Here is an 11,487-nt window from a genome sequence, read left to right as displayed (position 1 = left end):
GCATCCCGGTCGTCGGTCAGGGCCTCCAGCGGTGTACCGGCCGTGAACCCGTCCTGCGACCGCGAGAGCACCATGTCGGCCTCGGGAAGGGGCCGGGCCCGGGCGAGCAGCTCGCGGATCGGATATCCGAGCCAGCGCGCGTTGCCGATGAGGTCTCCCCCGACCTCGTTCGAGACGCAGGCGAGCGTGACGACGTGCTCGCTCAGCGGCAGGGAGAGCAGCTCGTCCCACGTGATCTCGACCTCGTTCTCGACGAGTCCGTGGATGCGCAGGCGCCAGGCGGCGGGATCGATCTCGGGAACGATCAGCGCGGTGTCGATCCGGTAGAACTCGTCGTTCGGCGTGATGACGGGCGCGAGGTCGCGGATCCCGAGATCGGCGCCGGCCGGCACCGGCTGGGTCGAGCGGGGGGCGGGAAGCCGCAGGGCCGCGCGGATCGCCGCGACCGACCGCTCCCCGGCGGCCCGGGTCGTCGCCCAGACCGCTGCCGCGATCCCCACCACGGTCGCCGCGCCTCCCGCGATCAGGACCGACCGGCGCGACATCCCGGCGTCCGGCCCGGGGCCGGCCGACGACCTCCGCCGCAGCAGAAGGGTCAGCGTCACGGCCGCCACGGCCCCGGCAACGATCGAGGGTACGGGCGTGAAGGCGCCGGCGTCGGCGCGCGTGACGGCCGCGATCGCGCCGAGCACGCCGAGGGCCGCCGCGAGCACGGCTCCCCAGGGGGCTCGGCGCCGCTCGAGCAGCCCCGCCACGGCCGCGACGCCGAGCAGCACCGCCCCGATCAGCACGAGCAGCGCGATCTTGTCGGCAGTGCCGAACAGGGCGATCGCGGCGTCCTTCGCCCACGCGGGCGCGAGGTCGATCAGCACGGACCCGATCGCCGCGAACGGGCTGGCGCGCGGGGCGAGCAGGGAGGCGAGCGCCTCGCCGACGCCGGCTCCGAGCACGACCGCGGCGACCCCCGTGCCCGCCGCGAGACCACGGTGCGTCCGGCCGCCGACGCCGGTGCCCGGCGCGATCCGCGGTCCTGCCTCAGCGGGAGGTGTCATCCTCGCAGTCGTCCTTCATCGCCTCGTCGTCCATCGGCTCCTCGGTCATCGACTCGTCATCCATCGATTCGCCGTCCATCGGCTCCTCGCTCATCGACTCGTCCATCGGCTCTTCCGTCTCGGCCATCATCTCGCTCGGCGAGCACGAGGGCATCGGCTCCTCCATGTCGTCCGACGGGGCGGTGCCTCCGGCGCAGCCGGCGAGCAGCAGCGCGAGGGCGGCGAGGGCGGTGACGGCGGGCGTTGACTTTCGCATCGGCTTCTCCAGTTCTCGGGCCGCGGGATCGCGACGATCCGAGGCAACCAGAGCCGACGTCGCCTGCCGCGAGTGCTTTCGGAACCGTAAGGAAGTCCGCGCGGGCGGCGGCGGTGGCTATCGTCGGGACATGGACAGTGCGCCTCGCGTGATGGTCGTCGAGGACGCTCACACCGTGCGCACCGTGATCGGCGAGTACCTCCGCTCCGCCGGCTACGCCGTCGAGCTTCACGGTGACGGCGCGACCGCCGCGGCGGCGCTCGGCTAAGAGATCCCCGACCTCGTGGTGCTCGACCGCATGCTTCCCGGTGTGAGCGGCGACGAGCTGTGCCGGCAGGTGCGCGCGGCGTCCGACGTCCCGATCCTGATGCTCACCGCGCTCGGCGCCGTGGAGGACCGCATCGCCGGGCTCGAGCACGGCGCGGACGACTACCTCGCCAAGCCGTTCTCGATGCGCGAGCTTCAGCTGCGCGTTGCCGCGCTGCTGCGGCGGCGGCGGGCCGCGGATCCGGTCGCCGTCATCTCCGCCGGACGGTTCCGCATCGATCCGGCGCGGCGCCGCGCCTGGGTGGACGGCCGCGAGGTCGGCATGACGACGCGCGAGTACGACCTGCTTCTGCACCTCGCCCGGCACGCCGGCGAGCTGATCCCGCGGGACGCGCTCCTGCGCGAGGTGTGGGGCTGGGCGGGAAGCGACGCGTCGACGGTCACCGTCCACGTGCGGCGGCTGCGCGAGAAGATCGAGCCGGATCCGGCAATCCCCGTCTATCTGCGGACGGAATGGGGACGCGGATACCGCTTCACACCGGACGGGGACGCCAGCGCATGGACCTGATGATGCTCGGCGTGGCCGACGTGCTGCTCATCGTCGCCACGGCCGCGGCCTGCACGGCGGGCGTCGTCCTGCTCACGTTGCTCGCGCTGCGCGCCAACCGGCGCGGCCCCATCTCGTCGCAGTTCGCCATCGTGCTGCTCGGCGCGGTCGCCGCGATGGTGGTGTCGACCTCCGCCGTGATGGGCCAGATGTTCGTGTCCCCGCACGACCTCGCGGTGTTCGTGTGGGTTGTCGGGGTCTCCGCGACGCTCAGCCTCGCCGTCGGGTTGTTCATCACCCGCCGCACCGCCCGTGCGGCGACCGCGGCCCTCGTCTCGTCCGCGCGCGAGGTGGGAGGCGGCGCCGTCGTCACCGCGCGCGCGGGGTGGCGCGAGTTCGAGCAGGTCTCCGCGCAGCTGGCCGAGGCGTCCGAGCGGCTCTCCGAGGCACGCGCCGAGATCGCCCGGCTGGATGCGGCCCGCCGGACGTTCCTCGCCGGGGTGTCGCACGATCTCCGCACGCCGCTCACGGCGATCCGGGCGACCGCCGAGTCGCTCGAGGACGGGATGTCTGACGATCCGGAGGCGGCGGGCCGGCTGATCCGGGCGAAGACGGATGCGATCGCGCGCATGGTGGACGATCTCCTGCAGCTGTCGCGCATCGAGACCGGCGGCCTGGAGCTTCGCCGCGAGCGCATCGATCTGCTCGACGTGATCTCCGACGCGGTCGCCGATGTGATGCCGCAGGCGGGGCCCCGGGAGGTCCGCCTGGTGCCGGATTGCCCGGCCTCTCACATGCTCTGGGCCGACCCCGCGGAGCTCGGGAGGGCGATCGGCAACCTGCTCGCCAACGCGGTGCGGCACGCGCCCCGCGACAGCGAGGTCACGGTCTCGGCGACACCGACCGAGGACGGACGGATCGCCGTGACCGTCCGCAACCGCGGCGACGGGGTCGCGGAGGCGGACCTCGAGCGGATCTTCGAGGTGAGCTGGCGCGGTTCGCACTCGCGCGGCAGCGACGGCGCCGGCTTCGGGCTCGCGATCGTCCGCGGCATCGCGCACGCGCACGGCGGCGAGGTGCGGGCGGCGAACCGGGCCGACGGCTTCGAGGTCACGCTGCTGCTGCCCGCTGCGGACTGACCCCCGGGAACCAGAAACGCCGGCCCGAGAACGGGACCGGCGTCAGTGGTTGCAGCCGCTTACTTCTTGTTGCGGCGCTGGTGGCGAGTCTTGCGAAGCAGCTTGCGGTGCTTCTTCTTCGCCATGCGCTTGCGGCGCTTCTTGATGACAGAACCCATGGAAACCTCACGATGTCAGGGGGTTGGACGCCGAGCCTGCGGCGTCCGGGATCGGGCACGGCGGAAGCGTGCCTTCGGGACAGTCTACTCTATGCGGCGCCTGTCCCTTGCGAGCGGCTGTCAGCCGGCGTCGGCGATCGGACGCTGCAGCGCGGCCGTGACCGCCGACTCGGGGACCCGGTAGCTGCGTCCGAAGCGCACGGCGGGGAGCTCGCCCGAGTGGACGAGGCGGTACACGGTCATCTTGGACACGCGCATGATCTCGGCGACCTCTGCGACGGTCAGAAACCGCACGTCCGGCATCTCAGGCACAGGGCCTCCCCCTCTTCAACTGTCGTTCACTTTAGGGGTCCGCGGGTCGCATGTAAACCTGTGGGGCGGTTGTGACTGACGGGATCGCGGGGGTCCCCGGCCTCCGACCTTGATTCCCGGCGCGCTCGCCTAGCTGCAGTGCCCGGGGATGTGATCACCGTTTCCGTCGCGACGAAGCGAGCCCGCCGTCACCTCACCGCCGCCACCCCTTCGGCGCGGCGACAGACGTCGAGGCCCGCGGAATCACCACGGGCTCGGGGACCGACACTGTGCCGACCCGCTCTCCGCCCAGCACCCGCATGAGACTGTCCGCCGCACGGCGGGCTGTCTCCGGTAGGTCCAGGTCGAGCGCGGTCAGCGCCGGGTCGCTCGTGGCGGCCCGCGGTCCGTCGTAGTTCGTCGCGACGAGCAGATCGCCCGGGATCGTGAGTCCGCGTTCCCGCGCGGCGGTCACGGCGCCCACAGCGAACGCGTCGAGCGGCGCGTAGACGGCGTCGAGCTCCGGGTGCGACTCCAGCAGCGCGTGCGCCGCCTCACGACCACCCTCCTCGCCGGCCGCCGCGGCCGCCGACACCGGCAGAACGTCCGCCGGCCCCCAGCGGCCGCCGCCGCGCGCGACCTCCCCGAGCACACGCGACAGAGCGTGCAGCTCCTCGCTGGCGATGACGCCGATGCGACGCGCGCCGACCGCGACCAGGTGATCGAGCATGACGTCGACGCCAGCCATGCCGCGGTCGACCACCGCGTCGGGCGTGACCCCCGGCGCGGATCCGACCGTGACGATCCTCACGCCGCGCGACATCAGCGCCACACACGTCGGATCGTCGGCGAGCGGGTCGAGCACGATCGCGCCGTCGATGTCGAGCCCGTCCAAATGCCCTCGGGAGGCATCCGGAGGCACGAGCATCAGCGCGTATCCGTGCGCGAGGCAGGCACGGGCGACCGGCATGGCCATCTCGATGAGGAATCCCATGTCCGATCCTGCGCCCACGATCGAGGCGGGCAGGGCGGAGAGGATCGCGACGGCGCCAGAGCTGCCGCCGCGCAGGCGCTGTGCCCGCGGACTCGGCCGGTAGCCGAGCCGGTTGGCGGCTTCCTGCACCCGTGCTCGCGTGGCGGGGTCCACACGCCCCTTGCCGCTGAGCGCATGCGAGACGGTGGTGCGGGAGACCCCCGCGAGCGCGGCGACATCGGCGATCGTCGCCGGGCGTCTGCGTGCTTCGGTCATCCGTCCGTGCCCTTCGTCGCGGCTCATGCTAGCCAGCCTGGAGTCGCCGATCAGGTCGCGTATCGGCGACGTTCCCAGTGCGTAACGTTCTCATTTCCGAGCTGAAATGCGGCCCGTGGCCCTGCCTACAGTGTGACAAATCGATTTGGCGTACGCGCCATCTCTCGGACCGCGAGGAACACCGCATGTACATCGTCGACACCGATCCCGGCTTGGATGACGCGCACGCGATCGCGATGGCCACCAAACTCCTGCCGCACGACCGCCTGGTGGTCACCACGGTCGCAGGCAACGTCGGTCTCGACGCGGTGGTCGACAACACCGCCTGGCTTCTCGACGAGCTCGCGCCTTCCGTGCCCCTGTACCGCGGGGCCGCGGGGCCCCTGGTGGGCCCCGCCGTCGATGCCGCGCACATCCATGGTGCGGACGGCCTGGGCGGCTTTCCCCACGCTCGGGGCCGCACCGCGCCGCAGCGCGAACATGCCGCCGTGGCCATCGCAGACATCGCCCGCGCTCAGGCCGGGACGCTACGCATCATCGCCCTGGGGCCGCTCACCAACCTGGCCCTGGCCTTGGCGCTGGAGCCGGCGCTGCCCGACCTCGTGACCTCCGTCACGATGATGGGCGGCAGCCCCGCGCAGCACGGCAACGCCTCGCTGAACGCCGAGTACAACGTCTACGCCGACGCGCAGGCAGCAGAGACGGTGTTCTCCCGCATGCGCGGCATCTCGCTGTTGACATGGGACGCCTCCCTGTCCACCCGCTTCACGCGTGCCGAGCTCGACGCCTTCTGGTCGGGGCCGTCCGTGCAGGCGCGCGTGCTCCGCGACCTCGCCGCGCACCGATTCTCCGCCGACGCGGAATATGCGTCGAGCGCCGACTTCGGCCGAGCCGATCCGCTCGCCATGGCCGTCGCGCTGCGTCCCGAGTGCGTCGCCTCGGCACGTACTCATCGGATACACGTCGTCCACGACGGCGGTCTGGCGCACGGCGTCACAGTCGTTGACGAGCGCGACGCCACGTCGGATCGCCACCCGGTCCGCATCGTCGAGTCGTTCCACCGAGAAGCGCTGCTCGGGGCCCTCACCGTCTGATCCCCTCTTCACAGCACCGTTCCCGACCACCCTGGCCCCACCGCGCCTCGACCCCGCCATCTCGCTGCCCCACGCCCCTTCCGCACTCGTTTTGAGGAGATCCCATGCCCACCCGCCGTTCCCACTCCCGCAGCGCCCGCACCCTCGCCGGCAGCCTCGCCCTCGCCGGCGCGGCCGCCCTCCTCGCCGGATGCGCAACCGATGCGGCTTCGCCCGGCGCCGCCCCGTCGTCCGACCGGCCGGTACCCGCCGCGATCCAGTTCGGCTGGCTGCCGAACGTCGAGAACATGGCGACGATCGTGGCCGACCAGAAGGGCTACTTCGACGACGAGGGGATCGACCTCGAGATCCTTCCCGGCGGCCCCGACGTCACCGCGGACGCCCAGATCGCCGGAGGGAACGCCCTGATGGGCGTCCTGTCGGCCGAGGCGCTGGCGAACTCCGTCGCCGCCGGCTCCGGCCTCGTCGCGATTGCAGCCACCTATCAGACGACGTCCTCGGCGATCGTGACGCTCGCCGACTCCGGCATCTCGGAGCCCGGCGACCTCGTCGGCCGAAAGCTCGGCATGTCGCAGACCGACGTCCCCGTCTACACGCCGTTCTTCGGCCTGGTCGGCGTCGACGCCCAGGGCATCGAGCAGGTGCTGGTCGGATCCGACCCGGCAGCGCTCGCGTCCGGTGAGGTCGACGCCATCACCGGCACGCTTCCGAACCAGCCCGTGGTGCTCGAAGCGCAGGGGCTCGACGTCGAGACGATCTCGCTCGCCGACTTCGGCTACAACCGCTGGAGCGGGCTCATCGTGGTGCGCGAGGAGTCGCTGCAGGACGAGGCGGAACGGGCGCAGATCGAGGCGATGCTTCGGGCAATCACGCGCGGCCTCGAGGACGCGGTGGCGGACCCGGATGCTGCGGGCGAGGTCGTCTTCGACGCGTACGGCGAGCAGCTCGGCCTCGAGCTCGACACGCAAATCGAAGGCGCCAGGATCTGGGCCGACCTCGCGGAGCGCAACACTGAGGACACCGGACTGCTGGCCGTCGACGACGCCGCCCTCGCCGAGCTGCAGAGCTTCTTCGACACCGTCGGCATCAAGGAGAAAGCCGCGGACATCTTCGACCTCTCTGTTGGCGACGAGGTCTTCGAATGAGCGCCGCCGCGGGACTGCAGACGCGCGGCCTGGACAAGCGCTTCACGACGGGGAAGGGCGAGGTCCGTGCGCTGCAGGACGTCACCCTGCGCACCGAGCCCGGCTCGTTCACGGCGTTGATCGGTCCGTCCGGATGCGGCAAGTCGACGCTGCTGCGGATGTTCGCAGGGCTGGAGGATCCCTCCAACGGCGAGATCGCGGTGCTCGGCGCTGCGCCGCGCGCCGTGCAGGCGCGCCACCAGATCGGCGTCGCGTTCCAGGACGCCGCCTTGCTGCCCTGGCGCTCGGTCGAGGCGAACATCGCCCTACCCCTGCAGGTCGCCGGCCGGAAGGTCGACCGCGCTGCGATCGCCGACCTCATCGCCCTGACAGGCCTGCGGGGATTTGAGCACGCGCGCCCGGCGCAGCTGTCGGGGGGCATGCGCCAGCGCGTCGCGATCGCGCGCTCCCTCGTGCTGGAGCCAAGCGTGCTGCTGCTCGACGAGCCCTTTGGCGCCCTCGACGACATGACACGCCAGAGCATGAACATCGAGCTCCAGCGCATCTGGACGGAGCGCCCCACGACCACGCTGCTGGTCACGCATTCGCTCGACGAGGCGGTCTTCCTCGCCGACCGGGTGTTCGTCATGGCCGCCCGGCCCGGCCGGATCATCGAGCAGGTGCATATCGATCTGCCGCGGCCTCGCCGTCCCGAGCTCCAGCGCACTCCCGAGTTCCACGCGCACCGCGACCGGCTCTCTGAGGTGCTGTTCTCGGCGCGTATCCGGACGGAGACTGCGGCATGACGACGACCGCGATGGCCGCCCGCGCCACCGCTTCGGCGCGCGCGACGGGCCTCGCCATCGGGGCAGCGGCCGTCGGCGCCGTACTGATCCTGTGGTGCCTGGTCGCGTGGTCGTTCGCGGGCACGGGCATCGTGCCCTATCCGTGGGCCCTGGTCGGGCAGATCGCGGCCGACTTGCAGCTGCTGTGGATCAACACCGCCGCTACGCTGCGCGTGGCGCTCGCCGGGCTGATCGCCGCGGTCGCCGTGATCGTGCCCCTGGCGTGCCTGTGTCTCCTGGTGCCCGTCAGCGAGCCGATCGTGATGCGCGTCGCGATCGTCGTCCACGTGATCCCGTTCGTCGCGGTCGCGCCGATCCTCATCGTCGCCCTGCCGACCGACGCGTCCCGCATCGTGATCGCCGCCCTTCAGGTGTACTTCCCGCTCCTCGTCGGGCTGCTGCTGGGCCTGCGCTCCACGGACACCGCCGCGCTCGACGTGGTCACGGCCAGCGGCGGGCGCAATGCAGCGCGGCTGCGCTTCGTGCGAGCCGCGAGCGCCGTGCCGCAGCTGATCGCCGGCCTGCAGATCGCCGTGCCCGCCGCCGTGCTGGGCGCGGTCATCAGCGAGTTCTTCGGCGCCGACCGCGGCCTCGGGGCCATCATCGTGACCTCTCAGCAGTCCTTCCTGACCGACCGGACGTGGGCGATCGCGGTCTTCATCGGGGCGCTGGCCGCCCTCGGCTACGGTCTCGTCACGCTCGCAGCCCGGCTGCTCGTGCCGTGGGCCGGGAGGGGCGCCGGCGTGGGCACCAACGTCGCCGGCAACGAGACGATGCGGCTGGCACGCTCGCAGGCGCTGATCGCCGGGGCCGTGACGCTCGTGCTGCTGATCGGCCTCTGGCAGAGCCTGCGCAGCGTGTTCGGGCTCCCCGAGTTCTTCACCAAGACCCCGGCCGAGATCGTCACATTCCTCTTCACGGGCAACCCCCGCAGCGGGGCTCCCGCCTCGGAGTTCTGGCTCGCGTTCGGCGCCGGCCTCAGCCAGACGCTGCTCGACGCGTCGGTCGGCTTCGTCGTCGGCACGGCGATCGCTGTAGCCGTGGCCGTGCTGTTCGTGGCAATCCCCGCGCTCGGACGCGCCATCATGCCGTTCGCCGTGGTGATCCGGTCGGTCCCGCTGCTCGCGCTGACACCGCTGCTCATGCTGATGTTCGGCCGCGGACTGCTCGGGGTCACCGTGCTGGTCACGCTGGTGACGTTCTTCCCCACGCTCGTCACCGTGATGGCCGGCCTCAGAGCAGCGCCCGACGGTGCCCTCGACGTGATCCGCGCGTCAGGAGGCTCCTCCGCACACGCGGCGCGGTTCGTGCGCCTGCAATACGCGCTGCCGTCCATCACGGCGGCGGCTCGCATCGCGGTGCCCAACGCCATCGGCGGAGCGACACTCGCCGAGTGGCTCGCGACGGGGAAGGGGCTCGGCCAGCTCCTGACGCAGTCGTCGGTCCTCGCCGACTACTACACCCTCTGGGCCGCGGGTGTGCTGCTCGTGATCGTCGCGCTCATCGCGTACGCCGCCATCGGGCGTCTTGACCGTCTCGTCACCGCTCGCCTCGGCCTGATCGCATGACGTCGAACCCTCCGTTCCCCTCGATCCATCTCAGGAGCACCATGAACCCCCGTCCGGTCGACCTCCTCCTCGAGCACGCGTACGTCGTCGCGTTCGATGCTCAGCGCACCGTGTTCTCCGACGGAGCCGTCGCGATCTCGTCCGGCGCCATCGTCGACATCGGTCCCACCGACGAGGTGCGCGGGCGCGTCGCTCCGGCCGCCCGCCGGAACCTCGGGGGGCGCATCCTGATCCCCGGCCTGGTCGACGCGCATCTGCACACCGCGCAGACGATGATGCGGGGCCTGCTGACCGATCTGCGTCGGCGGGGCGACCTGCGTGTGCCGACGTGGCGCGAGTACCTCGTGCCCTTCGAAGCGCATCTGAGCGAGGAGGACGTGGAGCTCTCTGGGCTGCTCGCCTACTCCACCATGCTGGCCAGCGGGACCACGGCCTTCTTCGAAGCGGGCGGGCCGCACCCCGAGGCCATGGCCCGCGCCGCCTGGGCCGCGGGGATCCGCGGCTCGGTCTCGCAGAGCACCATGGACGGCGGCGACCGGATCGTCGGATCGATGCGCACCACGACGGAGGAGGCGCTGCGTCGCAACATCGAGGTCGCCGAGGCGCTTCCATCCGCCGCGGACGGCTCCGTGCGGGTCACAGGCGGCATGTCGCTGCGGCAGATCATCACCTGCTCGCCCGAACTGGTGGTCGACGTGCACCGCGAGGCGCGCAGCCGTGGCGTGAAGGTGCACACTCACCTGGTGGAGGGAACCTACGAGATCGATTACGCGCTGGAGAGGTTCGGGCGGCGGCCCGTCGAGTACCTGCAGGAGATCGGGGCCTTCACCGACACGCTCCACGGCGCGCACTCCGTCCTGGTCGGTGACGAGGACATCACGCGATACGCGCAGCACGGGGTCTCGGCGGCGCACTGCGCCAAGGGCAACTTCGGCATCGGGCCCGCCCCAGCCGTGCGGATGTGGAGGCGCGGCGTCGACATCGGCCTGGGCACGGACGGCGTCGCCTCCCTCGGCACGCTCGACCTGTTCCGTGTCGCGATGATCGCCCGCGTCGGCCAGCAGCTGGTCGAGGGCGTGCACCGTCACAACCGCAACGAGATCGATCCGCGCGAGCCCCTGGAGATGGCGATCGCGGGCGGCGCCCGCAGCATGGGCCTGGGTGACGTCATCGGCTCCATCGAGATCGGCAAGCGCGCCGACCTCGTGGTCATCGGGATGGAGAGCCCGGACGCGGCGGGCTATGACTCGGAGGAGGCGTTCCTCTACGAGTGCGCGAGCGGTCGCGATGTGACGGACGTGTTCGTCGAGGGCACCCAGGTGGTGGCCAACGGAGAGGTCACGACCGTCGACGTCGCCGGGATCCGAGCCCGCGCCCGCGTGCGACAGCGGGTGCTCGCCGAGCACATCGCCTGACGCCGAAGACCGGCCGGGCATACGCCGCGCGGCGTCTATGCCCCGAGGCGCTTGAGGGCCGACTGCACGACGTTCTTCGCGGACGCGGCGGCGCGCCCCACGGCATCCGCGGCGCGCGCGGCCGGCTCCGGCAGGCTCGCGCCGAGCTCGGCGATCTCCTCGAAGTCGCCCTCGGCGACGAAGAACGGCACGAGCCAGTCGTCGACCTGCTCGAGCGGCTCGGGCGACAGGCTGTAATAGCGGTGCTGGCCCTCCTCGCGCACCGAGACGAGGCCGGCCTCGCGCAGCACCTTGAGGTGCTTCGAGACCGTCGGCTGACTCACGCCGAGCGCGGCGACGATCTGCGAGACGCTCGTTCCGGTGTCGGCCTCCGACGCCCGCCGCAACAGCAGCTGCAGGATCTCGCGTCTCGTGCCGTCCGCGATCACGTCGAAGATGTCCGCCATGGGGACAGGGTAGCCGGGCGCCCGGCGGAGTACCAT

General features: G+C 71.7%; 14 protein-coding genes. 8 read left to right on the top strand and 6 right to left on the bottom strand.

Going from position 1 to position 11,487, the window contains the following annotated elements; all coding sequences use genetic code 11:
- Together ABD161_RS06710 and ABD161_RS06705 are read right to left on the bottom strand one after the other, a co-directional pair.
- On the bottom strand, nucleotides 1-1,052 hold a 1,052-nt coding region (locus tag ABD161_RS06710; protein ID WP_344000974.1), incomplete at its 3' end, for a molybdopterin-dependent oxidoreductase.
- A complete protein-coding gene (locus ABD161_RS06705) occupies nucleotides 1,036-1,308 on the bottom strand; it encodes a hypothetical protein (RefSeq protein ID WP_344000884.1) in 273 nt (90 codons plus the stop codon). The genes ABD161_RS06710 and ABD161_RS06705, both read right to left, overlap by 17 nt.
- Nucleotides 1,309-1,438: 130 nt before the next feature.
- Between ABD161_RS06705 and ABD161_RS06700 the strand changes: the two genes are divergently transcribed.
- The 3 genes from ABD161_RS06700 to ABD161_RS06690 are packed head-to-tail and all read left to right on the top strand — an operon-like array spanning nucleotide 1,439 to nucleotide 3,261.
- Nucleotides 1,439-1,576, top strand: a complete 138-nt coding sequence (locus tag ABD161_RS06700) for a hypothetical protein (RefSeq protein ID WP_344000881.1) — start codon at nucleotides 1,439-1,441, stop codon at nucleotides 1,574-1,576.
- A 15-nt stretch (nucleotides 1,577-1,591) separates the two neighbouring features.
- Nucleotides 1,592-2,143: a response regulator transcription factor gene (locus ABD161_RS06695; protein WP_344000879.1), complete on the top strand. Its 552-nt coding sequence runs from the start codon at nucleotides 1,592-1,594 to the stop codon at nucleotides 2,141-2,143.
- Nucleotides 2,134-3,261, top strand: coding sequence for a sensor histidine kinase (locus ABD161_RS06690; protein WP_344000876.1), 1,128 nt, complete (start codon nucleotides 2,134-2,136; stop codon nucleotides 3,259-3,261). Before ABD161_RS06695 ends, ABD161_RS06690 begins: the two co-directional genes overlap by 10 nt.
- 59 nt (nucleotides 3,262-3,320) lie before the next feature.
- Here the strand turns inward: ABD161_RS06690 and ABD161_RS06685 are convergent, their stop codons facing one another.
- The 3 genes from ABD161_RS06685 to ABD161_RS06675 form a co-directional block, all read right to left on the bottom strand.
- Entirely contained in the window at nucleotides 3,321-3,419 is a 99-nt protein-coding gene (locus ABD161_RS06685; protein ID WP_003792170.1) for a 30S ribosomal protein bS22, read from the bottom strand.
- A gap of 120 nt (nucleotides 3,420-3,539) precedes the next feature.
- Nucleotides 3,540-3,731 (bottom strand): helix-turn-helix domain-containing protein, encoded by a 192-nt coding sequence (locus tag ABD161_RS06680; protein ID WP_055992940.1) that lies wholly within the window; start codon nucleotides 3,729-3,731, stop codon nucleotides 3,540-3,542.
- Between the two features lie 193 nt (nucleotides 3,732-3,924).
- Nucleotides 3,925-4,986, bottom strand: a complete 1,062-nt coding sequence (locus ABD161_RS06675) for a LacI family DNA-binding transcriptional regulator (RefSeq protein ID WP_344000873.1) — start codon at nucleotides 4,984-4,986, stop codon at nucleotides 3,925-3,927.
- 50 nt (nucleotides 4,987-5,036) lie between these two features.
- Here ABD161_RS06675 and ABD161_RS06670 point away from each other — a divergent pair, with 50 nt between their 5' ends.
- The 5 genes from ABD161_RS06670 to ABD161_RS06650 all read left to right on the top strand — a co-directional run bounded on the left by ABD161_RS06670 (nucleotide 5,037) and on the right by ABD161_RS06650 (nucleotide 11,005).
- Nucleotides 5,037-6,053 carry a nucleoside hydrolase gene (locus ABD161_RS06670; RefSeq protein WP_344000871.1) on the top strand — a complete coding sequence of 339 codons (1,017 nt, stop codon included), beginning with the start codon at nucleotides 5,037-5,039 and terminating at the stop codon, nucleotides 6,051-6,053.
- 104 nt (nucleotides 6,054-6,157) lie between these two features.
- Complete coding sequence (locus tag ABD161_RS06665) at nucleotides 6,158-7,198, top strand: ABC transporter substrate-binding protein (RefSeq protein ID WP_344000868.1); 1,041 nt, start codon at nucleotides 6,158-6,160, stop codon at nucleotides 7,196-7,198.
- Entirely contained in the window at nucleotides 7,195-7,983 is a 789-nt protein-coding gene (locus ABD161_RS06660) for an ABC transporter ATP-binding protein (RefSeq protein WP_344000866.1), read from the top strand. The genes ABD161_RS06665 and ABD161_RS06660 overlap by 4 nt, the downstream gene beginning before the upstream one ends.
- Nucleotides 7,980-9,590 carry an ABC transporter permease gene (locus ABD161_RS06655; RefSeq protein ID WP_344000865.1) on the top strand — a complete coding sequence of 537 codons (1,611 nt, stop codon included), beginning with the start codon at nucleotides 7,980-7,982 and terminating at the stop codon, nucleotides 9,588-9,590. Before ABD161_RS06660 ends, ABD161_RS06655 begins: the two co-directional genes overlap by 4 nt.
- A 41-nt stretch (nucleotides 9,591-9,631) precedes the next feature.
- The gene (locus tag ABD161_RS06650) at nucleotides 9,632-11,005 is read left to right on the top strand and encodes an amidohydrolase family protein (RefSeq protein ID WP_344000864.1); all 1,374 of its coding nucleotides are present in this window, start codon (nucleotides 9,632-9,634) and stop codon (nucleotides 11,003-11,005) included.
- A 35-nt stretch (nucleotides 11,006-11,040) separates the two neighbouring features.
- On the opposite strand, the gene ABD161_RS06645 is transcribed toward ABD161_RS06650, so the two are convergent.
- Complete coding sequence (locus ABD161_RS06645; protein ID WP_344000862.1) at nucleotides 11,041-11,451, bottom strand: ArsR/SmtB family transcription factor; 411 nt, start codon at nucleotides 11,449-11,451, stop codon at nucleotides 11,041-11,043.
- Nucleotides 11,452-11,487 lie beyond the last annotated feature (36 nt).

Origin of the sequence: Microbacterium paludicola (genome assembly GCF_039529675.1) — a bacterium.
In the GTDB taxonomy this organism is placed as follows: domain Bacteria; phylum Actinomycetota; class Actinomycetes; order Actinomycetales; family Microbacteriaceae; genus Microbacterium; species Microbacterium paludicola.
The sequence above is the reverse complement of the archived record's forward strand: the minus strand, read 5'-3'. Positions and strand labels throughout refer to the sequence as shown.

Bases quoted from the DNA above. Each gene is read 5' to 3' on its own strand.
- ABD161_RS06675 (WP_344000873.1), bottom strand. From the start codon at position 4,986: ATGAGCCGCGACGAAGGGCACGGACGGATGACCGAAGCACGCAGACGC.
- ABD161_RS06700 (WP_344000881.1), top strand. From the start codon at position 1,439: ATGGACAGTGCGCCTCGCGTGATGGTCGTCGAGGACGCTCACACCGTG.
- ABD161_RS06645 (WP_344000862.1), bottom strand. From the start codon at position 11,451: ATGGCGGACATCTTCGACGTGATCGCGGACGGCACGAGACGCGAGATC.
- ABD161_RS06705 (WP_344000884.1), bottom strand. From the start codon at position 1,308: ATGCGAAAGTCAACGCCCGCCGTCACCGCCCTCGCCGCCCTCGCGCTG.
- ABD161_RS06660 (WP_344000866.1), top strand. From the start codon at position 7,195: ATGAGCGCCGCCGCGGGACTGCAGACGCGCGGCCTGGACAAGCGCTTC.
- ABD161_RS06650 (WP_344000864.1), top strand. From the start codon at position 9,632: ATGAACCCCCGTCCGGTCGACCTCCTCCTCGAGCACGCGTACGTCGTC.
- ABD161_RS06685 (WP_003792170.1), bottom strand. From the start codon at position 3,419: ATGGGTTCTGTCATCAAGAAGCGCCGCAAGCGCATGGCGAAGAAGAAG.
- ABD161_RS06690 (WP_344000876.1), top strand. From the start codon at position 2,134: ATGGACCTGATGATGCTCGGCGTGGCCGACGTGCTGCTCATCGTCGCC.
- ABD161_RS06655 (WP_344000865.1), top strand. From the start codon at position 7,980: ATGACGACGACCGCGATGGCCGCCCGCGCCACCGCTTCGGCGCGCGCG.
- ABD161_RS06665 (WP_344000868.1), top strand. From the start codon at position 6,158: ATGCCCACCCGCCGTTCCCACTCCCGCAGCGCCCGCACCCTCGCCGGC.